The organism is Streptomyces sp. NPDC029169 (genome assembly GCF_055563935.1).
In genome coordinates this window covers 61,968-85,731 of the sequence record NZ_JBVHXA010000014.1, presented here as the reverse complement: position 1 = coordinate 85,731, position 23,764 = coordinate 61,968, and the positions used below count along the sequence as shown (strand labels likewise).

Here is a 23,764-nt window from a genome sequence, read left to right as displayed (position 1 = left end):
ATATTTCTTGATCAATTGCCGTCCGTTTCCCTACGCTCCTGAGCATGACAACCCCCGCCGCCCGCCGCGAAGCAGCCGCCTCCACCGACCGGGCCAGCATCCCGCCCCCCGTCCGCCGGATCTCCGGTGCCGTCTGGGCCGCCCTCGGGATCGTGTACGTCGTCTGGGGGTCCACCTACCTCGGGATCCGGATCGTCGTCGAGACGATGCCGCCGTTCCTCTCCGCCGGGACGCGGTTCGTCACGGCCGGGCTGATCCTCGCGGGGATCATCGCCTGGCGGCAGGGCCCCGCCGCGCTCAAGGTGAGCCGCAGGCAGCTCGCCTCCGCCGTCGTGATCGGCCTGCTGCTGATCCTCGGCGGCAACGGCCTCGTGGTCCTCGCCGAGACCTCCATACCCTCCGGGCTCGCCGCCCTGCTCATCGCCGTCGTCCCGGCCTGGGTGGTCCTCCTCAAGGCCGGCTTCGGCGAGCGCCCGAGCGTCGGCGGCATCGCCGGTGTGCTGCTCGGGCTCGCCGGGCTCGCGGTGCTCACCCTGCCGGGGCTCAGCGGCGAGGTGAAGGTCGGCGGGGTGGTCCTCGTGGTCGTCGCGACCCTGCTGTGGTCGGTCGGGTCGTTCTCGTCCTCCCGGATCCCGATGCCGGCCAACCCGTTCACCGCGAGCGCGTACGAGATGATCGCCGGCGGCCTCGCGGGCCTCGGCGTCGGCCTGGTCCGCGGCGAGCAGCACGGCCTCGACCTGTCGGCCGTCTCCGGCCGCTCCTGGGTCGCCCTCGCGTACCTCATCGTCTTCGGCTCGCTGATCGCCTTCACGGCGTACGCCTGGCTCCTCCAGGCCGCCCCGCTCTCGCTGGTGGCCACCTACGCGTACGTCAACCCGGTCGTCGCCGTCGCCCTCGGCGCGCTGGTCCTCGGCGAGGCGCTGACGTGGCCGATCGTCCTCGGCGGCGCGATCGTCGTCGGCGGGGTCTGTCTCATCGTCTCGACGGAACGGCGCGGATGATCGCCGGTCTCCTGCCCTGAGGGCCTCTGATGCGCTGGGAGTGGCCGGGCCCTGGGTTCCGGTCGGCCCGGCCCGGAACGATCCGCCGCCGATCCTCTTCCGCCAAAGCGGACAGCATCCCCACCCCACCACTCCACACCGGACAAACCCACACTGGCCTCCCCGGCCCTACCGTGGCACGAGAGCAATCGCTCGCACCCCCGATACGGAAAGGGCCGGGACGCAATGACGACCACCCACGGCTTCTGGCTCGCCGGCCGCGAGGCCACCGGCGAGGCCACCTTCGACGTCACGAACTCCTTCGACGGACGTCTGGTCGGCAAGGTCAGCGTGCCCACCGAGGCCCAGGTCGAGGAGGCCGTCGCCGCCGCGCACGCCGTCGTCGACGAGTTCGCCGCGACGCCCGCGCACGTCCGCGCCGCCGCCCTCGACCACGTATCGAAGCGCCTCGCCGAGCGCACCGAGGAGATCGCCCAGGTGATCTCCGCCGAGAACGGCAAGCCGATCAAGTGGGCCCGCGGCGAGGTCGGCCGCGCCGTCTCCGTCTTCCGCTTCGCCGCCGAGGAAGCCCGCCGTTTCAACGGCGGAGAGGCCCAGCGCCTCGACACCGAGGCCGGCGGCGTCGGCCGCCTGGCGATCACCCGCCGGATCCCCAAGGGCGTCGTCCTCGGCATCGCGCCGTTCAACTTCCCGCTGAACCTCAGCGCCCACAAGGTCGCCCCGGCCATCGCCGTCGGCGCCCCGATCATCCTCAAGCCGGCCCCGGCCACCCCCATCTCGTCCCTGATCCTGGGCGAGCTGCTCGCCGAGACCGACCTGCCGGCCGGTTCCTGGTCCGTCCTGACCGTGCCGAACGACCGCATGCCCGCCCTCGTCCAGGACGAGCGCCTCCCGGTCATCTCCTTCACCGGCTCGGACAAGGTCGGCTTCGCCATCCAGGAGTCCGTGCCGCACAAGCACTGCACCCTGGAGCTCGGCGGCAACGCCGCCGCCGTCGTCCTCGGCGACTGGGCGTCCGAGCAGGACCTGGACTGGGCGGCGAGCCGTATCGCCACCTTCTCCAACTACCAGGGCGGCCAGTCCTGCATCTCCGTGCAGCGCGTGATCGCCGACGCGTCCGTCTACGACCGGCTCGTCCCGAAGATCGTCGCGGCCGTCGAGGCCCAGGTCACCGGCGACCCGGCGGACGACGCCACCGACGTCGGCCCGCTGGTCGACGAGAACGCCGCCAAGCGCGTCGAGGCCTGGGTCGACGAGGCCGTCGCGGCCGGCGCGAAGCTGCTCGCCGGCGGCAAGCGCGAGGGCGCGACCTACGCCCCGACCGTCCTCACCGACCTCCCCGCCGACGTCACCCTCGCCCGCGCCGAGGTCTTCGGCCCGGTCCTGACGATCGCCAGGGCCGAAGGCGAGGCCGAGGCCTTCGCCGCCGTCAACGACTCGGACTTCGGCCTCCAGGCCGGTGTCTTCACCCACGACCTCCAGACCGCGTTCCGCGCCCACCGCGCGCTCGAGGTCGGCGGCGTGATCATCGGTGACGTCCCGTCCTACCGCGCCGACCAGATGCCGTACGGCGGCGCCAAGAAGTCCGGCGTCGGCCGCGAGGGCGTCAAGTACGCGATGGACGACTACACCTACGAGCGCGTCCTGGTCCTCACGGGCCTCGCGCTGTAACCCGTACCGCTGTAACCCGTACGGACCACTCGTACGGAACCACGAGACCGACGGCCGGAGCCCACTGTGCGGGGGCTCCGGCCGTCTTCTCGTCTATCGGTACGCGCGGAAATCGGGTACTACGGACGAGTAGCCACAAGCCCCCATCAGCGGCGAGGTGAGTTGGTTCATGTCCGCACCCACCCAGCGGCCCAAGGTCACGGAACGAGAAGCGCGCCAGGTCGCCGAGGCCGCGCGCGAGCAGGACTGGCGCAAACCCAGCTTCGCCAAGGAGCTGTTCCTCGGCCGCTTCCGGCTGGACCTCATCCACCCCCACCCGCTTCCCTCCGAGGAGGACGTACGGCGCGGCGAGGCCTTCCTCGCCAAGCTGCGCGACTTCTGCGAGACGCGGATCGACGGCCGGCTGATCGAACGCGAGGCCCGCATCCCCGACGAGGTCGTCACCGGCCTCAAGGAACTCGGCGCGTTCGGGATGAAGATCGACCCGAAGTACGGCGGGCTCGGCCTCACCCAGGTGTACTACAACCGCGCCCTGGCCCTCGTCGGCTCCGCGAGCCCCGCGATCGGGGCGCTGCTCTCGGCGCATCAGTCGATCGGCGTACCGCAGCCCCTGAAGATCTTCGGTACGCAGGAACAGCGCGACACCTACCTGCCGCGCCTCGCCCGCACCGACATCTCCGCCTTCCTCCTCACCGAGCCGGACGTCGGCTCCGACCCGGCCCGGCTCGCCACGACCGCCGTACCGGACGGCGACGACGCGTACGTCATCGACGGCGTGAAGCTCTGGACGACCAACGGCGTCGTCGCCGACCTGCTCGTCGTCATGGCGCGGGTGCCGAAGTCCGAGGGACACCGCGGCGGCATCACCGCCTTCGTCGTCGAGGCCGACTCGCCCGGCATCACCGTCGAGCACCGCAACGCCTTCATGGGCCTGCGCGGCCTGGAGAACGGCGTCACCCGCTTCCACGGCGTCCGGGTCCCCGCCGCCAACCGCATCGGCCCGGAGGGCGCCGGCCTCAAGATCGCCCTGACGACACTGAACACCGGACGGCTCTCCCTCCCCGCGATGTGCGTGGGGGCCGGGAAGTGGGCGCTGAAGATCGCCCGCGAGTGGGCGTCCGTACGGGAGCAGTGGGGCAAGCCGGTCGCCCGGCACGAGGCCGTCGGCACGAAGATCTCCTTCATCGCGGCGACCACGTTCGCCCTGGAGGCGGTCGTCGACCTCTCCTCCCAGATGGCCGACGAGGACCGCAACGACATCCGCATCGAGGCGGCGCTCGCGAAGCTGTACGGCTCCGAGATGGGCTGCCTCATCGCCGACGAACTCGTCCAGATCCGCGGCGGGCGGGGGTACGAGACGGCCGACTCGCTGGCGGCGCGGGGCGAGCGGGCGGTACCCGCCGAGCAGTTGCTGCGCGACCTGCGGATCAACCGGATCTTCGAGGGCTCGACCGAGATCATGCACCTGCTCATCGCCCGCGAGGCGGTCGACGCGCATCTCGCCGTGGCGGGCGACATCATCGACCCGGAGAAGTCGCTCGGCGACAAGGCGAGGGCGGGGGCGCGGGCGGGCGGCTTCTACGCCCGCTGGCTGCCGAAGCTGGTGGCCGGACCTGGCCAACTGCCGAACTCGTACGCGGAGTTCGGCGGCCTCGCGACGCATCTGCGGTACGTGGAGCGGACGTCGAGGAAGCTCGCCCGCTCGACGTTCTACGCGATGTCGCGGTGGCAGGGCCGGATGGAGCTCAAGCAGGCGTTCCTCGGGCGGATCGTGGACATCGGCGCGGAGCTCTTCGCGATGAGCGCGGCGTGCGTACGGGCGGAGTTGCTGAGGTCCACGGGCGACCCGCACGGCCGGGAGGCCCACGCGCTGGCGGACGCGTTCTGCCGCCAGTCGCGGCTCCGGGTGGAGGAGCTGTTCGGCCGCCTCTGGTCCAACACGGACGAGCTGGACCGCCGGGTGGTGGAGGGCGTCCTGGCGGGCCGCTTCGAGTGGCTGGAGTCAGGCGTGGTCGACCCCTCGGACGACGGCCCCTGGATCGCGGATGCAACGCCCGGCCCGTCGCCCCGGCAAAACGTCCACCGCAAGATCCCCTGACGCCGAGGTGCCCCACCCACGGGGCGGCTCCCACGCGCCCCGCTGGGCGGTGCCCACCCCTCGCCCCACCGTTGTGGGCCCCGCGTCCCGCTGGGGCGGCGCCCACCCCGTTGTGGGCCCCGCGTCCCGCTGGGGTGGCGCCCACCCCCGTTGTGGGCATTCGTTCCGCTGGGGCGGAACGGGTGGGCACAACGGACGGCGCCCTTGCCGGGCCCAGGCTCCCCGTGCCTGCGGTGCCCACGGGTGCGGCGCCGTTGTCGGGTTGTGCCCACCCGTCCCGCCCAGCGGGACGATTGCCCACAACCCGGGGAGAGGGGAGGTGGGCGGCGGGGAGGCCCACAACCCTGGGGGCCCGACCCCGGCCCCGCTGCTGGCAGGGCACCCGTGCACAAGGCCCTTGAACGGGGCGCCGGTCACCATGACCCCGTGACCGTCATCGACATCCCCGGCTCCAAGTCCGTCACCGCACGCGCGCTCTTCCTCGCCGCCGCCGCCCGCGGGACCACCACCCTCCTCCGGCCCCTCCGCTCCGACGACACCGAGGGCTTCGCCGAAGGGCTCAAGGCCCTCGGGTACGAGGTCCGGCAGGAGCCGGGCGCCTGGCACATCCAGGGCCGCCCCGAAGGCCCCGCCGCGGACACCACCGACGTCTACTGCCGCGACGGCGCCACCACCGCCCGCTTCCTCCCCACCCTCGCCGCCGCCGCCCTCGACCCCACCCCCGGCCGCTCCGTCACCGTCCCCGGCCTCGGTACCGGCGCCCTCCAGGGCGACCTCGGCTTCGTCGACGTCCTGCACCGCATGGGCGCGGAGGTGGAGATCACCGACACGGCCACCACCGTCCGCTCCACCGGCCGCCTCCATGGCCTGACCGTCAACATGCGCGACATCTCCGACACCATGCCGACCCTCGCCGCCCTCGCGCCCTTCGCCGACGGACCGGTCCGCATCGAGGACGTCGCCAACACCCGCGTCAAGGAGTGCGACCGCCTCGACGCCTGCGCCGAGAACCTCCGCCGCCTCGGCATCACCGTCACCACCGGCCCCGACTGGATCGAGATCCAGCCCGGCACGCCCACAGGGCCGGTCGAGATCGCCACCCACGGCGACCACCGGATCGTCATGTCCTTCGCCGTCACCGCCCTGCGCACCCCGGCCATCACCTTCGACGACCCCGGCTGCGTACGGAAGACCTTCCCCGACTTCCACCACGTCTTCGGAGCGTTCACCCGCACCCCGTGAAGACCGCACAGTCTTTGCGGCAAGAATGGGGGGCATGAGCGACCGCCCCTCTCCTCTCGCCGACCCGCACATCGCCTTCGATCCGACCGAAGGCCGCCGGGACATCGTCGTCCTGGGCTCCACCGGGTCCATCGGCACCCAGGCCATCGACCTGGTCCTGCGCAACCCCGACCGCTTCCGGGTCACCGCCCTCGCCGCCTCCGGCGGCCGGGTGGAGCTGCTCGCCGAGCAGGCGCACCGGCTGCGGGTCGGGGCGGTCGCCGTCGCCCGCGAGGACAAGGCCCCCGCGCTGCGCGAGGCGCTGACCAGGCTCTACGGCCCCGGTGCCGCCCTCCCCGAGATCCTCGCAGGGCCCGACGCCGCCACGCACGTGGCCGCCTCCCCCTGCCACACGGTCCTCAACGGCATCACCGGCTCCATCGGCCTCGCGCCCACGCTCGCCGCCCTCGAAGCCGGCCGCACCCTCGCCCTGGCCAACAAGGAGTCGCTGATCGTCGGTGGCCCGCTGGTCAAGGCCGTGGCCAAGCCCGGCCAGATCATCCCGGTCGACTCCGAGCACGCCGCCCTCTTCCAGGCGCTCGCCGCCGGCACCCGCGCCGACGTCCGCAAGCTGGTCGTCACCGCCTCCGGCGGCCCCTTCCGCGGCCGTACGAGGGAGGAGCTGGCGCACGTCACCCGCGAGGACGCGCTCGCCCACCCCACCTGGGCCATGGGCCCCGTCATCACGGTGAACAGCGCCACACTCGTGAACAAGGGCCTGGAGGTCATCGAGGCGCACCTCCTCTACGACATCCCCTTCGACCGCATCGAGGTCGTCGTCCACCCCCAGTCGTACGTCCACTCGATGGTGGAGTTCACCGACGGCTCCACGCTCGCCCAGGCCACCCCTCCCGACATGCGCGGCCCGATCGCCATCGGCATCGGCTGGCCCGAGCGCGTCCCGGACGCGGCCCCCGCCTTCGACTGGACCAAGGCCTCCACCTGGGAGTTCTTCCCGCTCGACACCGAGGCGTTCCCGTCCGTCGGCCTCGCCCGCCACGTCGGCGAGCTCGGCGGCACCGCGCCCGCCGTCTTCAACGCGGCGAACGAGGAGTGCGTCGAGGCGTTTCTCGCCGGAAGGCTGCCGTTCAACGGAATCATGGATACGGTCACGGCAGTCGTCACCGAACACGGCACCCCCGCCCGGGGAACCTCGCTCACGGTGTCGGACGTCCTCGAAGCGGAGACCTGGGCACGCGCCCGGGCCCGGGAACTGGCAACGCAGGCAATCGCGGAGGCGCGCGCATGACCGTACTTCTGACGCTCCTCGGCATCGCGCTGTTCGCGTTCGGGCTGCTCGTCTCCATCGCCTGGCACGAGCTCGGCCACCTCTCCACGGCCAAGCTCTTCGGCATCCGCGTGCCCCAGTACATGGTCGGCTTCGGCCCGACCCTCTGGTCGAGGAAGAAGGGCGAGACGGAGTACGGCATCAAGGCCATCCCGGCCGGCGGCTACATCCGCATGATCGGCATGTTCCCGCCCGGCAAGGACGGCCGCATCGAGGCCCGCTCCACCTCCCCCTGGCGCGCCATGATCGAGGACGCCCGCGAGGCCTCCTTCGAGGAGCTCGAGCCCGGCGACGAGAAGCGGCTCTTCTACACGCGCAAGCCGTGGAAGCGCGTCATCGTGATGTTCGCCGGCCCGTTCATGAACCTGATCCTCGCCGTCGTGCTCTTCTTCGGCAGCGCGATGGCCGTCGGCTTCGAGACCCAGACCACCAAGGTCGCGGGCGTCACCAACTGCGTCATCGACCAGAGCGAGAAGCGCGACACCTGCAAGGCGGGCGACCGGGCGTCGCCCGCCAAGGCCGCCGGACTCCTCAAGGGCGACCGCATCGTCGCCTTCAACGGCGAACGCGTCACGGACTGGAACACCCTCTCCGACCGCATCCGCGCCACCACCGGCCAGGCGACCGTCACCGTCCAGCGCGACGGCAAGGAGCTGGACCTGCGGGCGACGCTCCTGGAGAACAAGGTCCTCAAGAAGGACGCGGACGGAAACGTCGTCCAGCCCCCGCAGTACGTCACCGCCGGCTACCTGGGCTTCGAGTCCGGCCGCGAGGTCGTCCCGCTCACCTTCGGCGAGTCCGCCTCCCGGATGACCGACCAGCTCCAGGCCGGCTTCGAGTCCGTCCTCGCCCTGCCCGGCAAGATCCCGGACCTCTGGGACGCCACCTTCGGCGACGGCGAGCGCAAGCAGGACTCCCCGGTCGGCGTCATCGGCGCGGCCCGGATCAGCGGCGAACTGATGAGCATCGAAGCACCGGCGGAGACCCGGCTGGTCTTCTTCCTCCAGCTGCTCGTCATGTTCAACGTCTCGCTGTTCCTGTTCAACATGCTGCCGCTGCTCCCACTCGACGGCGGTCACATCGCCGGCGCCCTGTGGGAGTCCGTACGCCGCAACACCGCGCGGATCTTCCGGCGCCCCGACCCCGGCCCGTTCGACGTGGCCAAGCTGATGCCGGCCGCGTACGTCGTGGCGGGCGTGTTCGTCTGCTTCACCCTGCTCGTCCTCGCGGCGGACATCGTCAACCCGGTGAAACTGACATGACGCACGGGTGGCCGGACCCCCGGGCTGTCCGGCCGCCCGCCCCCGGGGCGGTAACCTCGAAGTCCTGAGCCCGCTGACGCACAACCTTGGGGTTGCACAACAGATGACCGCGATTTCTCTCGGGATCCCGTCCGTTCCGACCAGGCTCGCCGAGCGGCGCAAGAGCCGCCAGATCCAGGTCGGTACCGTGGCCGTCGGCGGCGACGCACCCGTCTCGGTCCAGTCCATGACGACGACCCGTACCTCCGACATCGGCGCCACGCTCCAGCAGATCGCCGAGCTGACCGCCTCCGGCTGCCAGATCGTCCGGGTCGCCTGCCCCACGCAGGACGACGCCGACGCGCTCGCGACGATCGCGAAGAAGTCGCAGATCCCGGTGATCGCCGACATCCACTTCCAGCCGAAGTACGTCTTCGCCGCCATCGACGCCGGCTGTGCGGCCGTCCGCGTCAACCCGGGCAACATCAAGCAGTTCGACGACAAGGTCAAGGAGATCGCCCACGCCGCCAAGGACGCGGGCACTCCGATCCGGATCGGCGTCAACGCGGGCTCGCTCGACGCGCGTCTGCTGGCGAAGTACGGCAAGGCCACCCCCGAGGCGCTCGTCGAGTCCGCCCTCTGGGAGGCGTCCCTCTTCGAGGAGCACGGCTTCGGCGACATCAAGATCTCGGTCAAGCACAACGACCCGGTCGTGATGGTCAACGCCTACCGCCAGCTCGCCGCCCAGTGCGACTACCCGCTGCACCTCGGCGTCACCGAGGCCGGCCCCGCCTTCCAGGGCACCATCAAGTCCGCCGTCGCCTTCGGCGCGCTGCTCTCCGAGGGCATCGGCGACACCATCCGCGTCTCCCTCTCCGCGCCGCCGGTCGAGGAGGTCAAGGTCGGCATCCAGATCCTGGAGTCGCTGAACCTCAAGCCGCGCCGCCTGGAGATCGTCTCCTGCCCGTCCTGCGGCCGTGCCCAGGTCGACGTGTACAAGCTCGCCGAAGAGGTCACCGCCGGCCTCGAAGGCATGGAGGTCCCGCTGCGCGTCGCCGTCATGGGCTGCGTCGTCAACGGCCCCGGCGAGGCCCGCGAGGCCGACCTGGGCGTCGCCTCCGGCAACGGCAAGGGCCAGATCTTCGTCAAGGGCGAGGTCATCAAGACCGTCCCCGAGTCGAAGATCGTCGAGACCCTCATCGAGGAGGCGATGAAGATCGCCGAGCAGATGGAGAAGGACGGCGTGATGTCCGGCGAGCCGACGGTCGCCATCGGCGTCTGAGCGCGTACGTACGCCACGAGGCCCCGGCGCCGCGCGCGCCGGGGCCTCGCGCTGTCCCTGCCAACCCACCCGACACCCGGCCGGTGGGCCAGGTAAAGTGCGGAGATCAGCAGACCGCACCGTGAGGCGCCCCCGTGTTGACGCAGACCACCACCAGGGTCCTCGAACCCGCCGACCTCGGCGCCGCGCTCGCCGTCCTCGAGAGCGCCCCCGTCGAGAACGCCTTCGTGACCGCACGCGTCCAGGCCGCCGGACTCGACCCCTGGCGTCTCGGCGGCGAGATGTGGGGTTGGTACACCGACGGACGGCTGCGCTCCCTGTGCTACTCCGGCGCCAATCTCGTCCCCCTCTGCGCCACCCCCGACGCCATTCGCGCCTTCGCCGACCGCGCCCGCAGGACGGGCCGCCGCTGCTCCTCCATCGTCGGCCCCGCCGAGCCCACCGCCCAGCTCTGGAGCCTCCTGGAGCCCAGCTGGGGCCCGGCCCGCGACGTCAGGGCCCACCAGCCGCTGATGGTCACCGACCAGCCCTCCGCCACCGTCGAGGCCGACCCGCTCGTCCGCCGCATCCGCAAGGACGAGATGGAAGTGATCATGCCCGCGTGCGTGGCCATGTTCACCGAGGAGGTCGGCATCTCGCCGATGGCCGGCGACGGCGGACTGCTCTACCAGGCCCGCGTCGCCGAACTCGTCGGAGCCGGCCGCTCCTTCGCCCGCATCGAGGACGGCAAGGTCGTCTTCAAGGCGGAGATCGGCGCCGCCACCCGCCAGGCCTGCCAGATCCAGGGCGTCTGGGTCGCCCCCGAGTACCGCGGCCGCGGCCTCTCCGAGACCGGCATGGCCGCCGTCCTCCGCTTCGCCCTCGCCGACGTCGCGCCCGTGGTCAGCCTGTACGTCAACGACTACAACACCCCGGCCAGGGCCGCGTACCGCCGCGTCGGATTCCGCGAGGTCGGCGCCTTCATGAGCGTGCTGTTCTGAGGCGCTTGTAAGGTGCGGCGCATGGATGACGCTGACGTCACGATCGGACCGGTCGACCTCGCCGCGCGGGTCGACGAAGCCCTCGCCGTACAGGCCATCGCCTTCGGACTGAGCGAGGACGAGGTCGTCGTACGCCGCGCCATCGTGCTGCGCCATCTGCTCAGCCCCGGCGCCCTCGCGTACGGCGCGATCACCGACTCGGGCCGGCTGGTCGGCTTCGTGTACGGGATGCCCAACGACCGCACCCACTGGTGGTCCACCGTCGTGCAGCCGTACCTCCGCGCCGCAGGCAACGACGAGTGGCTCGACGACTCCTTCGTGATCACCGAACTCCACGTCCTCCCCGGCTACCAGGGGCGGGGCTTCGGCCGGGAGCTGATCACCACCATCACCGACCAGTCGAAGCTGCCGCGCTCGATCCTCTCCGCGATCGACACCGAGAGCCCGGCCCGCGCTCTCTACCGCTCCCTCGGCTACGTCGACCTCGCCCGGCAGGTCCACTTCCCCAGCGCACCCCGCCCGTACGCCGTGATGGGCGCCCCGCTGCCGCTGCCGCGCCGGAACTGATTTCCGCCCGCGCGGGCCGCCCGGCTAATCTCCTAGCCATCACCTTTTCCTGGCAGGAGTACGAGAACCATGGCCAACGCACCGGTCCAGCGCATGTCCCAGTTGATGGCGAAGACGCTGCGCGACGACCCGGCGGACGCCGAGGTCCTCAGCCACAAGCTCCTCGTCCGCGCCGGCTACGTCCGCCGCACCGCCGCGGGCATCTGGAGCTGGCTGCCGCTGGGCAAGAGGGTCCTCGCCAACGTCGAGCGCATCGTCCGCGAGGAGATGGACACCATCGGCGCGCAGGAGGTGTCGCTCCCCGCGCTGCTGCCGCGTGAGCCCTACGAGGCGACCGGCCGCTGGGACGAGTACGGCGCCGAGCTCTTCCGCCTCCAGGACCGCAAGGGCGGCGACTACCTGCTCGGCCCGACCCACGAGGAGATCTTCACGCTCCTGGTGAAGGACCAGTGCTCGTCCTACAAGGACCTGCCGGTCATCCTGTACCAGATCCAGACGAAGTTCCGCGACGAGGCCCGCCCGCGGGCCGGCATCCTGCGCGGCCGCGAGTTCCTGATGAAGGACTCGTACTCCTTCGACACGGAGGACGAGGGCCTCGCCCAGTCCTACGCCCTGCACCGCCAGGCCTACCAGCGCGTCTTCGAGCGCCTCGGCCTCGACTACCGCATCTGCGCCGCGACCGCGGGCGCGATGGGCGGCTCGAAGTCCGAGGAGTTCCTCGCCCCGGCCGAGGCCGGCGAGGACACCTTCGCCGACTGCCCGAACTGCGACTTCGCCGCGAACACCGAGGCGATCTCGTACGAGCTGAAGCCGGTGGACGGCTCCGCGGTGGCGGCCGCCGAGGACATCCCGACGCCCGACACCCCCACCATCGAGACCCTCGCCGCCTCGCTCGGCGTGCCGGCCTCCGCGACGCTGAAGAACCTGCTGGTGAAGGTCGACGGCGAGATCGTCGCCGTGGGCGTGCCCGGCGACCGCGAGGTCGACATGGGCAAGGTCGAGGCGCACTTCGCGCCTGCGGTCGTCGAGATGGTCACGGAGACGGACTTCGCGGACCGCCCGGACCTGGTCCGCGGCTATGTCGGTCCGCAGGGCCGGGGCGAGAAGGTGACGTACGTGGCCGACCCCCGTGTCGCGCCGGGCACGGCGTGGATCACGGGCGCCAACAAGGAGGGCATGCACGCGAAGAACGTGGTCGCGGGCCGGGACTTCGAGGTCGACGAGTACGTCGACGTCGTGGTCGTCCAGGAGGGCGACCCCTGCCCGAAGTGCGGCACCGGCTTGAAGCTGGACCGCGCGATCGAGATCGGTCACATCTTCCAGCTGGGCCGCAAGTACGCCGACGCGCTGAAGCTGGACGTCCTGGGCCAGAACGGCAAGCCGGTCCGCGTGACGATGGGCTCGTACGGCATCGGCGTCTCGCGCGCGGTCGCCGCGCTGGCGGAGCAGAGCGCCGACGACAAGGGCCTGTGCTGGCCGGCCGAGGTCGCCCCGGCCGACGTCCACGTCGTCGCCGCCGGCAAGGCGCTCCAGACCGAGCTGGCCCTGGAGGTCTCGGAGAAGCTCTCGGCGGCGGGCCTCCGCGTCCTGGTCGACGACCGCGCGGGCGTCTCCCCGGGCGTCAAGTTCACCGACGCGGAGCTGATCGGCGTCCCCAAGATCCTCGTCGCCGGCCGCCGCTCGGCGGAAGGCGTCCTGGAACTGAAGGACCGCCGGACGGGCGACCGAGAGGAACTGACGGTAGCCGAGGCAATCGACCGCCTCAGCGCGTAACCCTCCCGTTGTGGGCATTCGTTCCGCTGGGGCGGAACGGGTGGGCACAACGGACGGCGCCCTTGCCGGGCCCAGGCTCCCCGTGCCTGCTGTGCCCACGGGTGCAGCGCCGTCGTGGGGTTGTGCCCACCCGTCCCGCCCTGCGGGACGATTGCCCACAACCCGGGGAGGGGGTTCAGGCCGCCTCGTCCCGGGGCATCGGTTCCACCGGGGCGCCCGTGAGCGTGTCGTTCAGGGGGAGCGGGGGCTCTGGGAGTGGGACGTCCTCGACGCCCGGGAGGGGCTCCTGGACGACCCCCGGAGGCGCCGCAGGCTTCGGCGCCGGAGCCGCCCGCTCCAGGAACCTCAGCAGCTCCACCGGAATCGGCAGCACCAGCGTCGAGTTCTTCTCCGCCGACACCGCCATCACCGTCTGCAACAGCCTCAGCTGCAGCGCCGCCGGCTGCGTCGACATCACCCCGGCCGCCTCCGCCAGCTTCTTCGACGCCTGCAGCTCCGCGTCCGCGTTGATCACCCGGGCCCGCCGCTCCCGGTCCGCCTCCGCCTGCCGCGCCATCGACCGCTTCATCGTCTCCGGCAGCGAGACGTCCTTGATCTCGACCCGGTCGATCGCGACACCCCAGCCCATGGCCGGACTGTCGAGCATCAGCTCAAGGCCCTGATTGAGCTTCTCGCGGTTCGACAGCAGGTCGTCGAGGTCGCTCTTGCCGATGATCGACCGCAGCGACGTCTGCGCCATCTGCGACACCGCGAACCGGTAGTCCTCCACCCGCACCAGCGCGTCCGCCGCGTCGATCACCTTGAAGTACACGACCGCGTCCACCCGCACCGTCACGTTGTCCCGCGTGATGCCCTCCTGCGCGGGCACCGGCAGCGTCACGATCTGGAGGTTCACCTTGTACAGCCGGTCGACGATCGGCACGATCATCGTGAACCCGGGTTTGCGGACCTCGTCCATCAGCCGGCCGAAGCGGAAGACCACGCCCCGTTCGTACTGCTTCACCACGCGCGCGGCCGCGCCCACGTACACCACGACCGCTGTTCCGGTCGCCGCCGCCGCTGCCAGAAGCTCCTCGACCATCACGGCCCCCTGAGGTCCGAGCCGAGCGTTACAGCAAGGTTATTCCCCTACAGCCAGCCCGCGAACTCGAGGAGCAGCTCCGCGTCCCGCCGCCGGCCCGCCGTGAGCGCCCGCGTCCCCGACTCGACCGCCCGGAACAGCGTCCAGCCGCGCAGCCGGTCCCGGTCCACCTCCAGCGAGTCCGCCAGCTTGTTGACCCGCCGCCGGGCCGCCGACGCCCCGGCCGAGGCCGCCACCAGGTCCTCGACCCGGTCCCGTACCAGCCGCGCCAGGTCGTACGCTCTTTCGCCGACCAGCGGCTCCGGGCCGACGGCCAGCCACGGCGCCCGGTCACCGGCGAGCACCTTGCCCTGGCGGAAGTTCCCGTGCAGCAGCAGCGTCTCCGGGGCGAGGGCGACCAGCGCCTCGCACGCCTCCAGCGCGGCGGCCGTCAGCGCACCGGTCTCGGCGTCGGCGCGGTAGGACTCCATGGCCGCCGCCTGCCGGGCCGTCCGCTCGGCGACCGACTCGAAGCCGTGCTCCGCGGGCGGCTCGACCCACAGCCTCCGGACCGTGCCCGCCGCTTCGAGCAGCGCCTTCGCCTCCGGCAGGGACCGCAGCGACACCTCGGGGTGCAGTCGCTCAAGGAGCAGCGACCCGTCCTCCGGCGCGTCGAGCAGCCGCACCGCGCCCCAGCCGTCCCAGTGCGCCAGCGCGTCCCGCTCCAGATCCGGCCGGGCGGCCTCGGGGGCGATCTTCAGCGCCGCGGGGGAGCCGTCAGTCCGCCGTACGAGCACCACCAGGCTGCTCCGCCCGCCGGGCGCCACCACCCGCTCGGCGGTCAGCGAGGCCTGCTCCAGCGAGGTACGGGCGAGCTCGGGAAGCTTCTCCAGCCACGCGGCCGCGACAGCGTCCCCGTACGTCTCGCCGAGCGCCCGCACCAGTCGCTGCGGCGGTTCGAAACCCATACGTGCGTTGTTCCTTCTGCTCAGGGGCGGACTCACACGCGCTCGGCGAGCCCAGGAAAGGTTACGTCGGTGCCGCGCCAGCGAACGGCCCGTACCGCCGCCTCGCGCAACGCGGCGGCCGCGTCCCGCCGCAACGGCCCCTCCGTGGCCCGTACGAGATCGGAGTACACCCCGGCCACCCGGTCCTCCAGGACGGCCGCGAGCCGTACGGCGGCGGCCGTGTCCGGCACCGGGAACGGCAGCTCGTAGCCGGCCGCCGAGGCCACGGGCTCGCCGCCCAGGTCCCGTACGGTCCTGGTCAGGCCGTCGCGCCGGGCCCGGTGCGCCTCGTACGCGGCCGTGGCCTCCGCGCGCCGCTCGGCGCCGATCCGGCCGCCGACGACCCCGTATCCGTACACCGCCGCGTGCTCGGCGGCGAGCGCGGCCCGCGCCGCGTCGAGGGCGCTCATGCCCGGCCTCCTTCGGTCAGCAGATACGCGTGCGCCGCACCGGAGGCCGCCACCGAGGCGAGCAGCCGCGCGTACTCGGGCTCCGCGCCGAGCAGCGCCGCCGCGTGCGCGTCGGCGGTCTTCCGGGCGGCGGCCGCCAGCTCCTTCAGCGCGGCGCCCGGATCGGCCGGTACGGGAAAGGGCGCGGCGCCCGAGGCGGTGCCGGGCGTCCCCGCCTGGGGCCGTCCCGTCCCGCCGCCGTCGGCAGCGGCCGCGCCCGAAGCAACGGCGGCCCGGCCGTTGCCGGTGTCCGCGGACGGGGTGTCGCCCGAAGCACCGGCCGTCCGGCCGTCGCCGGTGTCCGCGGACGGGGCGTCGCCCGAGGCGCCGGCCGCCCGGCCGCTGCCGGTGTCCGCCGACCGGGTGTCGGCCGAAGGGGCGGCCTTCGCCGGCGAGCCGGGCGCCGTGGTCGCGCGGCCGAACGGGGAGTCGCTCGGCGCGACGCCGCCGGCCCGGCCCTCGGGGGCCTTCGGCGCCGCCGTGCCCTCCGCCAGCGCCGCCGCCTGCGCCGCCACCGCCGCCCGCAGCGGGGTCAGCCGCGCCGACAGCGAGGGATGGGCGGCGAGCACCGCGTCGTAACGTTCCAGCAGGGCGCGGCTCGTCGACGCCGACCTGCGGCGCAGCGCCGCCTCGGCCAGCGCCGCCCGTTCCGCCGCGCTCGGCTTCCTCGGCCGCTCACCGCCGCCCTCGGAGGTGCAGCCGGCCAGCGTCACCGCCCCGGCCGCCAGGAGCGCGCGCCTGCCTACGGTCCCCGTGCGCCCCACATTCACTCCCTCGGCCGGATCGAAGATCACCGCAGGCGAGCGTACCCGCGGCCCCCGGCCCCGTGGACGGCAACACCCCCCGCGACCGGATACCCTTTGGTCTGACACGCGACGAACCCACAACAGCACACGCGGCCGAGGAGTCACCCGGATGAGCACCACCCAGAGCGACAGGCTGCGAGCACTCCTTGAGCCGCTCATCGCCTCGCAGGGACTCGACCTCGAAGAGATCGAGGTGGCCTCCGTGGGACGCAAGCGGGTGCTGCGCGTGGTCGTCGACTCCGACGAGGGCGCCGATCTGGACCAGGTCGCCGATGTGAGCCGCGCGCTCTCGGCGACGCTGGACGAGACCGACGCGATGGGCGAGGGGGAGTACACCCTCGAGGTCGGCACCCCGGGCGCGGAGCGCCCGCTCAAGGAGCACCGCCACTACGTACGCGCCACCGGCCGCCTGGTCAGGCTTCAGCTGAACGACGGCGCGGAGCTCGTCGCGCGGATCCTCGACGTGGACGACGACGGCATCGACCTCGAAGTGCCGGGCGTGAAGGGGCGCAAGCCCACCGCCCGCCGGGTCGCGTTCGCGGACGTCGCCAAGGCGCGTGTCGAGATCGAGTTCAACCGCAAGGACAAGAAGGAAGAGGAGGCGTAGCCGTGGACATCGATGTGAAGCTCCTGAAGGGCTTGGCACAAGAGAAGGAGATCTCCTTCGACCTGCTGGTCGAGGCGATCGAGTCGGCCCTCCTCATCGCCTACCACCGCACCCCCTCGTCCCGCCGCCACGCGCGCGTGGAGCTGAACCGGCAGACCGGTCACGTGACGGTGTGGGCGAAGGAAGACCCCGCCGAGCTGGAAGAGGGCCAGGAGCCCAAGGAGTTCGACGACACCCCGACGGACTTCGGCCGGATCGCGGCGAGCACCGCCCGTCAGGTCATCCAGCAGCGGCTGCGCGACGCCGAGAACGACGTCACCTTCGGCGAGTACGCCCGCCGCGAGGGCGACATCGTCGCCGGCATGGTGCAGCAGGGCAAGGACCCGAAGAACGTCCTCGTCAGGCTGGACGACAAGCTGGAAGCCATCCTTCCGGTGCAGGAGCAGGTGCCGGGCGAGGAGTACACGCACGGTCTGCGGCTGCGCACGTACGTGGTCCGGGTGGCCAAGGGTGTGCGCGGTCCGTCCGTCACCCTTTCGCGTACGCACCCCAATCTGGTGAAGAAGCTGTTCGCCCTCGAGGTCCCCGAGATCGCCGACGGCTCGGTCGAGATCGCGGCGATCGCCCGTGAGGCTGGTCACCGCACCAAGATCGCCGTACGGTCCACCCGTTCGGGCCTGAACGCCAAGGGCGCCTGCATCGGCCCCATGGGCAGCCGGGTGCGCAATGTCATGGCGGAGCTGCTCGGCGAGAAGATCGACATCGTCGACTGGTCGGACGACCCGGCCGAGATGGTGGCCAACGCGCTCTCCCCGGCCCGGGTCTCCAAGGTCGAGATCGTCGACCTGGCCGCCCGCTCGGCGCGGGTGACCGTGCCGGACTACCAGCTGTCGCTGGCGATCGGCAAGGAGGGGCAGAACGCCCGGCTCGCCGCCCGCCTCACCGGCTGGCGCATCGACATCCGCCCGGACACCGAGCACCCCTCGGAGGACGCGCGCGACCGGGACTCACGCGACCGGGACTGAGCGGATCCCCGCCCCAGCCAAGGGTCCCACCCAAGGAATGAATCCCGCCGCTGTCACGTTGTGCGATGGCGAGATCACGACAGACGACCGTTCGATTTTTGCCCCAAACGGGTGAGGTCGTTACGGGGAGGTAGACTTAAGCGTGTCTGGCCGGACGCATGCCCGCGCGTGCCCTGAGCGAACCTGTGTGGGATGCCGGGAGCGAGCGGCCAAGAGCGATCTGCTGCGCATCGTGGCGGTCGAGGGCGTTTGCGTCCCCGATCATCGCGGTACGCTGCCCGGCCGGGGTGCGTATCTGCACCCCGCCTCGGTCTGTTTCGACCTGGCGGTCCGCCGCCGGGCGTTTCCGAGGGCCTTCAGGGTCCAGGGGCAGCTCGAAACGGCGGAAATCCGCTATCAGCTAGAGCAGCGACACTTGTAAGAAGAAGTACGGCACGGAAGACCGTGCGGTCAGGTACCTCGCGAGTTGGAAGTAGGTCGAGATTGCGATGAGCACTCGATGAGTACGCGATGAGTACGCCCATGAAGTAGCGACGGTCCGGCGGTAACCGGACCTAAAAGGAGCGAAGTGGCTAAGGTCCGGGTATACGAACTCGCCAAGGAGTTCGGTGTGGAGAGCAAGGTCGTCATGGCCAAGCTCCAAGAACTCGGTGAATTCGTCCGTTCGGCGTCCTCGACTATCGAGGCGCCGGTCGTGCGCAAGTTGACTGATGCGTTGCAGGGTCCCGGCGGTAGCGCCGGCAAGACCGCAGCGAAGCCTGGCGCGCCTCGTAAGGCCGCCCCCTCGAAGCCCGCGGCGCCGTCTCCGGCCGCCGCGGCACGTCCCGCTGCCCCGAAGCCCGGCGCCCCGGCCCCCAAGCCGGCCCCCGCCGCGCCTGTGGCCCCGGTCACTCCGGTCGCCCCGGCGAGCAGCACCCCCTCTCCGGCTCCGGCCGCCTCGGGCCCCCGCCCGGGCCCGAAGCCCGCGCCCAAGCCGGTCACGCCGGCTCCGGCCGCCCCCGAGTTCACCGCGCCTCCGTCGGCTCCCGCCGCCGGTCAGCGTCCCGGTGGCGCGGCCCAGGGACCCCGTCCCGCCGGCGAGCGTCCCGCCCGTCCGGGTCAGGGCGCGCCGCGTCCGCAGGGCCAGGGTGCCCCGCGTCCGCAGGGCCAGGGCGCTCCGCGTCCGGGCGGTGCCCGTCCGGCCGGTCCGCGTCCGGGCAACAATCCCTTCACCTCGGGTGGCTCCACCGGAATGGCGCGCCCGCAGGCGCCCCGTCCCGGTGGCGGTGCCCCGCGTCCCGGCGGCGACCGTGCCGTTCCGGGTGCCCCGCGTCCGCAGGGCGGCCCCGGTGGCGCCCCGCGTCCCCAGGGCCAGGGCGGCGCGCGTCCCACCCCCGGTGGCATGCCGCGTCCGCAGGCTCCCCGTCCGGGCGGCGCGCCCGGCGGTAACCGTCCGAACCCCGGCATGATGCCGCAGCGTCCCGCTGCCGGCCCGCGTCCCGGTGGTGGCCCCGGCGGCGGCGGTCGTGGCCCCGGTGGCCCCGGCGGTCGTCCTGGTGGCGGCGGCGGTCGTCCCGGTGGCGGCGGCTTCGCCGGTCGTCCGGCCGGTCCCGGCGGTGGCGGCGGCGGCTTCGCCGGTCGTCCGGCCGGTCCCGGCGGTGGCGGTCGTCCGGGTGGTCCCGGCGGCGGTGGCGGCGGCTTCGGCGGTCGTCCCGGCGGCTTCGGTGGCCGTCCCGGTGGCCCCGGTGGCCGTGGTGGCACGCAGGGCGCCTTCGGTCGCCCCGGCGGTCCCGCGCGTCGCGGTCGCAAGTCGAAGCGTCAGAGGCGCCAGGAGTACGAGGCCATGCAGGCCCCGTCGGTCGGCGGCGTGATGCTGCCTCGCGGCAACGGCGAGACCATTCGCCTGTCGCGCGGTGCGTCCCTCACCGACTTCGCCGAGAAGATCAACGCCAACCCGGCGTCGCTCGTCGCGGTGATGATGAACCTCGGCGAGATGGTCACGGCCACGCAGTCCGTCTCCGACGAGACGCTGCAGCTCCTCGGCGACGAGATGAACTACACGGTTCAGATCGTCTCCCCCGAGGAGGAGGACCGCGAGCTGCTCGAGTCCTTCGACATCGAGTTCGGCGAGGACGAGGGCGGCGAAGAGGCTCTGGTCTCCCGTCCGCCGGTCGTCACCGTCATGGGTCACGTCGACCACGGAAAGACCCGACTGCTCGACGCGATCCGCAAGACGAACGTCGTCGCGGGCGAGGCCGGTGGCATCACCCAGCACATCGGTGCCTACCAGGTGGGTACCGAGGTCAACGGTGAAGAGCGCCGCATCACCTTCATCGACACCCCGGGTCACGAGGCGTTCACCGCCATGCGTGCCCGTGGTGCGAAGTCGACCGACATCGCGATCCTCGTGGTGGCGGCCAACGACGGTGTCATGCCGCAGACCATCGAGGCGCTGAACCACGCCAAGGCGGCCGGTGTCCCGATCGTCGTCGCGGTCAACAAGATCGACGTCGAGGGCGCGGACCCGACCAAGGTCCGTGGTCAGCTGACCGAGTTCGGTCTGGTGGCCGAGGAGTACGGCGGCGACACGATGTTCGTCGACATCTCCGCCAAGCAGGGTCTGAACATCGACTCCCTGCTGGAGGCCGTGGTCCTCACCGCCGACGCCTCGCTCGACCTGCGGGCCAACCCGGAGCAGGACGCGCAGGGTATTGCGATCGAGTCCCACCTGGACAAGGGCCGCGGTGCCGTCTCGACCGTCCTGGTCCAGCGCGGAACGCTGCGCATCGGCGACACGATGGTCGTCGGCGACGCGTACGGCCGTGTCCGGGCGATGCTCGACGACAAGGGCAACAACGTCGAGGTTGCGACCCCGTCGACTCCCGTCCTGGTCCTGGGTCTCACCAACGTCCCGGGTGCCGGCGACAACTTCCTGGTTGTCGACGAGGACCGTACGGCCCGTCAGATCGCCGAGAAGCGCGCTGCGCGTGAGCGCAACGCCGCCTTCGCCAAGCGCGTCCGCCGGGTGTCCCTCGAGGACCTCGACAAGGTGCTCAAGGCCGGTCTGGTCCAGGAACTCAACCTCATCATCAAGGGCGACGCGTCCGGTGCGGTCGAGGCTCTCGAGTCCTCGCTGCTCCAGCTCGACGTCGGTGAAGAGGTCGACATCCGTGTCCTGCACCGCGGTGTGGGTGCGGTCACCGAGTCCGACATCGACCTGGCCATGGGCTCCGACGCCATCGTCATCGGCTACAACGTCCGCGCTGCGGGCCGTGCCGCGCAGATGGCGGAGCGTGAGGGCGTCGACGTCCGGTACTACTCGGTGATCTACCAGGCCATCGAGGAGATCGAGGCGGCGCTCAAGGGCCTCCTCAAGCCGGAGTACGAAGAGGTCGAGCTCGGTACGGCGGAGATCCGCGAGGTCTTCCGCTCGTCCAAGCTGGGCAACATCGCCGGTGTCCTCATCCGCTCCGGCGAGGTCAAGCGCAACACCAAGGCGCGCCTCATCCGTGACGGCAAGGTCATCGCGGAGAACCTCAACATCGAGGGTCTGCGCCGCTTCAAGGACGACGTCACCGAGATCCGCGAAGGCTTCGAGGGCGGTATCAACCTCGGAAACTTCAACGACATCAAGATCGACGACGTCATCGCGACGTACGAGATGCGCGAGAAGCCGCGCGCCTGACGGCAGCGGTAGGTCGGGGCCGGTCGGCGGAGGTTATTCCGTCGATCGGCCCCGGCCGTTGCGTGTACGGTTCTGGTGTTCCTGCCAAGCGACGGCTGGCAGGCCATCGAACCCGAACCGGCGGGACATCCGGCACCACATGTACGTGGGGACTCTGTCCTTCGATCTGCTCCTCGGCGACGTTCATTCGCTGAAGGAGAAACGCTCCGTCGTCCGGCCCATCGTCGCCGAGCTCCAGCGCAAGTTCGCCGTGAGCGCGGCCGAGGTGGGCGACCAGGACCTCCACCGCAGGGCCCGGCTGGGCGTCGCGCTGGTGTCCGGGGACCAGGGGTTCGTATCGGACGTGCTCGACCGCTGTGAGCGACTGGTCGCGGCGCGGCCCGAGGTGGAGCTGCTGTCGGTGAGACGACGGCTCCACACTGATGAAGACTGAATGAGCAAGGCAAAGAAGGAGAAGGACCAGTGGCCGACAACGCGCGGGCGAAGAAGCTGGCGGACCTCATCCGGGAGGTGGTCGCCGAGAAGCTGCAGCGCGGCATCAAGGACCCGCGCCTGGGTACGCACGTGACCATCACGGACACCCGCGTCACCGGTGACCTGCGGGAGGCCACGGTCTTCTACACGGTCTACGGCGACGACGAGGAGCGGGCCAGCGCGGCCGCCGGCCTGGAGAGCGCCAAGGGCATCCTGCGCTCCGCCGTGGGTGCCGCGGCCGGGACGAAGTTCACCCCGACGCTGACCTTCGTCGCGGACGCCCTCCCGGAGACCGCCAAGACGATCGAGGACCTCCTCGACAAGGCGCGGGCCTCCGACGCGGCCGTACGTGAGGCGTCCTCGGGCGCGAAGTACGCCGGCGAGGCTGACCCGTACCGCAAGCCGGGCGAGGACGAGGACGACGCCTCCGAATGAGCCAGCAGCACAAGACGCCCGACGGCCTTGTCATCGTCGACAAGCCGTCGGGCTTCACTTCGCACGACGTCGTGGCCAAGATGCGCGGGATCGCCAAGACCCGTCGCGTCGGCCACGCCGGAACGCTCGACCCCATGGCGACGGGCGTCCTCGTCCTCGGCGTGGAGCGGGCGACCAAGCTGCTCGGTCACCTCGCGCTGACCGAGAAGGAGTACCTGGGCACCATCCGCCTCGGCCAGACGACGGTCACCGACGACGCCGAGGGCGAGATCACGGCCTCCGTGGACGCGTCCAAGGTGACCCGCGAGGCGATCGACGCGGGTGTGGCGGAGCTGACCGGCGCGATCATGCAGGTGCCGTCGAAGGTCTCCGCCATCAAGATCGACGGCAAGCGGTCGTACGCGCGGGTGCGCGGCGGTGAGGAGTTCGAGATCCCGGCCCGGCCGGTCACGGTCTCGTCCTTCCAGGTGTACGACGTCCGGGAGGCCGTCGCCGAGGACGGCACGGCCGTCGTGGACCTCGTCGTCTCGGTCGTCTGCTCCTCCGGTACGTACATCCGGGCGCTCGCCCGCGACCTGGGCGCCGGGCTCGGCGTGGGCGGTCATCTGACCGCGCTGCGGCGGACCCGGGTCGGGCCGTACGGCCTTGACGCGGCGCGGACGCTCGACCAGCTCCAGGAGGAGCTGACGGTCATGCCGGTCGCCGACGCGGCCGCGGCGGCGTTCCCCCGCTGGGACGTCGACGAGAAGCGGGCGCGGCTGCTGCTAAACGGCGTCCGGCTGGAGATGCCGTCCTACCCGGCCGGTCCGGTGGCGGTCTTCGGCCCGGACGGGCGACTGCTGGCGCTGGTGGAGGACCAGAAGGGCAAGGCCAAGAGCCTGGCGGTCTTCGGCTGACGCTGACCCTGTTATCTCTGTTAGCTCTTGTGGAGCGGGGACGCACCCGTGCCCCCCCCCCCCTCCCCCCCGGAGAGGGTCTCTCCCCCCGGATCCACATACTCCCCCCCTCCGGCAAGGGCTCTGAGTGGACCAGAGGAGCGATGGGGGGCGCGTTTT

21 protein-coding genes are annotated in these 23,764 nt (G+C 71.7%); 17 read left to right on the top strand and 4 right to left on the bottom strand.

Going from position 1 to position 23,764, the window contains the following annotated elements:
- Window positions 1–44: 44 nt before the first annotated feature.
- From ACZ4VI_RS24470 to ACZ4VI_RS24425, 10 genes are all read left to right on the top strand, one after another.
- Entirely contained in the window at window positions 45–1,001 is a 957-nt protein-coding gene (locus ACZ4VI_RS24470) for an EamA family transporter (protein ID WP_468002413.1), read from the top strand.
- Between the two features lie 225 nt (window positions 1,002–1,226).
- On the top strand, window positions 1,227–2,672 hold the full coding sequence (locus ACZ4VI_RS24465) for an aldehyde dehydrogenase family protein (protein WP_468002411.1): 1,446 nt from the start codon (window positions 1,227–1,229) through the stop codon (window positions 2,670–2,672).
- Window positions 2,673–2,841: 169 nt separating this feature from the next.
- Window positions 2,842–4,770: an acyl-CoA dehydrogenase family protein gene (locus ACZ4VI_RS24460; protein WP_468002409.1), complete on the top strand. Its 1,929-nt coding sequence runs from the start codon at window positions 2,842–2,844 to the stop codon at window positions 4,768–4,770.
- A 426-nt stretch (window positions 4,771–5,196) separates the two neighbouring features.
- Window positions 5,197–6,012: a 3-phosphoshikimate 1-carboxyvinyltransferase gene (locus tag ACZ4VI_RS24455; RefSeq protein WP_468002408.1), complete on the top strand. Its 816-nt coding sequence runs from the start codon at window positions 5,197–5,199 to the stop codon at window positions 6,010–6,012.
- A 34-nt stretch (window positions 6,013–6,046) separates the two neighbouring features.
- Complete coding sequence (gene dxr, locus ACZ4VI_RS24450; protein ID WP_468002406.1) at window positions 6,047–7,300, top strand: 1-deoxy-D-xylulose-5-phosphate reductoisomerase; 1,254 nt, start codon at window positions 6,047–6,049, stop codon at window positions 7,298–7,300.
- The gene (locus ACZ4VI_RS24445) at window positions 7,297–8,601 is read left to right on the top strand and encodes a M50 family metallopeptidase (protein WP_468002404.1); all 1,305 of its coding nucleotides are present in this window, start codon (window positions 7,297–7,299) and stop codon (window positions 8,599–8,601) included. Before dxr ends, ACZ4VI_RS24445 begins: the two co-directional genes overlap by 4 nt.
- A gap of 103 nt (window positions 8,602–8,704) precedes the next feature.
- Window positions 8,705–9,862 (top strand): flavodoxin-dependent (E)-4-hydroxy-3-methylbut-2-enyl-diphosphate synthase, encoded by a 1,158-nt coding sequence (gene ispG / locus ACZ4VI_RS24440; RefSeq protein ID WP_468002402.1) that lies wholly within the window; start codon window positions 8,705–8,707, stop codon window positions 9,860–9,862.
- A 134-nt stretch (window positions 9,863–9,996) separates the two neighbouring features.
- Window positions 9,997–10,842: a GNAT family N-acetyltransferase gene (locus ACZ4VI_RS24435; RefSeq protein WP_468002400.1), complete on the top strand. Its 846-nt coding sequence runs from the start codon at window positions 9,997–9,999 to the stop codon at window positions 10,840–10,842.
- 21 nt (window positions 10,843–10,863) lie between these two features.
- Window positions 10,864–11,409 (top strand): GNAT family N-acetyltransferase, encoded by a 546-nt coding sequence (locus ACZ4VI_RS24430; RefSeq protein WP_468002398.1) that lies wholly within the window; start codon window positions 10,864–10,866, stop codon window positions 11,407–11,409.
- 69 nt (window positions 11,410–11,478) lie between these two features.
- Entirely contained in the window at window positions 11,479–13,182 is a 1,704-nt protein-coding gene (locus ACZ4VI_RS24425; RefSeq protein WP_468002396.1) for a proline--tRNA ligase, read from the top strand.
- Between the two features lie 175 nt (window positions 13,183–13,357).
- On the opposite strand, the gene ACZ4VI_RS24420 is transcribed toward ACZ4VI_RS24425, so the two are convergent.
- From ACZ4VI_RS24420 to ACZ4VI_RS24405, 4 genes are read right to left on the bottom strand one after another with little or no spacing between them, the layout of a single operon-like run.
- The gene (locus ACZ4VI_RS24420; RefSeq protein ID WP_468002394.1) at window positions 13,358–14,263 is read right to left on the bottom strand and encodes a slipin family protein; all 906 of its coding nucleotides are present in this window, start codon (window positions 14,261–14,263) and stop codon (window positions 13,358–13,360) included.
- A 47-nt stretch (window positions 14,264–14,310) separates the two neighbouring features.
- Entirely contained in the window at window positions 14,311–15,210 is a 900-nt protein-coding gene (locus tag ACZ4VI_RS24415) for an aminoglycoside phosphotransferase family protein (protein WP_468002392.1), read from the bottom strand.
- A 32-nt stretch (window positions 15,211–15,242) separates the two neighbouring features.
- On the bottom strand, window positions 15,243–15,659 hold the full coding sequence (locus ACZ4VI_RS24410; protein WP_468002390.1) for a ferritin-like domain-containing protein: 417 nt from the start codon (window positions 15,657–15,659) through the stop codon (window positions 15,243–15,245).
- Window positions 15,656–16,462, bottom strand: a complete 807-nt coding sequence (locus tag ACZ4VI_RS24405) for a hypothetical protein (protein ID WP_468002388.1) — start codon at window positions 16,460–16,462, stop codon at window positions 15,656–15,658. The genes ACZ4VI_RS24410 and ACZ4VI_RS24405 overlap by 4 nt, the downstream gene beginning before the upstream one ends.
- Before the next feature lie 151 nt (window positions 16,463–16,613).
- Here ACZ4VI_RS24405 and rimP point away from each other — a divergent pair, with 151 nt between their 5' ends.
- From rimP to truB, 7 genes are all read left to right on the top strand, one after another.
- Entirely contained in the window at window positions 16,614–17,111 is a 498-nt protein-coding gene (gene rimP / locus ACZ4VI_RS24400) for a ribosome maturation factor RimP (RefSeq protein WP_468002386.1), read from the top strand.
- 2 nt (window positions 17,112–17,113) lie between these two features.
- Window positions 17,114–18,136: a transcription termination factor NusA gene (gene nusA, locus ACZ4VI_RS24395; RefSeq protein ID WP_468002384.1), complete on the top strand. Its 1,023-nt coding sequence runs from the start codon at window positions 17,114–17,116 to the stop codon at window positions 18,134–18,136.
- A gap of 142 nt (window positions 18,137–18,278) precedes the next feature.
- The gene (locus tag ACZ4VI_RS24390) at window positions 18,279–18,557 is read left to right on the top strand and encodes a YlxR family protein (protein ID WP_468002382.1); all 279 of its coding nucleotides are present in this window, start codon (window positions 18,279–18,281) and stop codon (window positions 18,555–18,557) included.
- Between the two features lie 147 nt (window positions 18,558–18,704).
- Window positions 18,705–21,800 (top strand): translation initiation factor IF-2, encoded by a 3,096-nt coding sequence (gene infB, locus ACZ4VI_RS24385; RefSeq protein WP_468002380.1) that lies wholly within the window; start codon window positions 18,705–18,707, stop codon window positions 21,798–21,800.
- Between the two features lie 139 nt (window positions 21,801–21,939).
- Entirely contained in the window at window positions 21,940–22,233 is a 294-nt protein-coding gene (locus ACZ4VI_RS24380) for a DUF503 domain-containing protein (protein WP_468002378.1), read from the top strand.
- A 29-nt stretch (window positions 22,234–22,262) separates the two neighbouring features.
- The gene (rbfA, locus tag ACZ4VI_RS24375) at window positions 22,263–22,709 is read left to right on the top strand and encodes a 30S ribosome-binding factor RbfA (RefSeq protein ID WP_468002376.1); all 447 of its coding nucleotides are present in this window, start codon (window positions 22,263–22,265) and stop codon (window positions 22,707–22,709) included.
- On the top strand, window positions 22,706–23,605 hold the full coding sequence (gene truB, locus ACZ4VI_RS24370; RefSeq protein WP_468002375.1) for a tRNA pseudouridine(55) synthase TruB: 900 nt from the start codon (window positions 22,706–22,708) through the stop codon (window positions 23,603–23,605). The genes rbfA and truB overlap by 4 nt, the downstream gene beginning before the upstream one ends.
- Window positions 23,606–23,764: the final 159 nt, after the last annotated feature.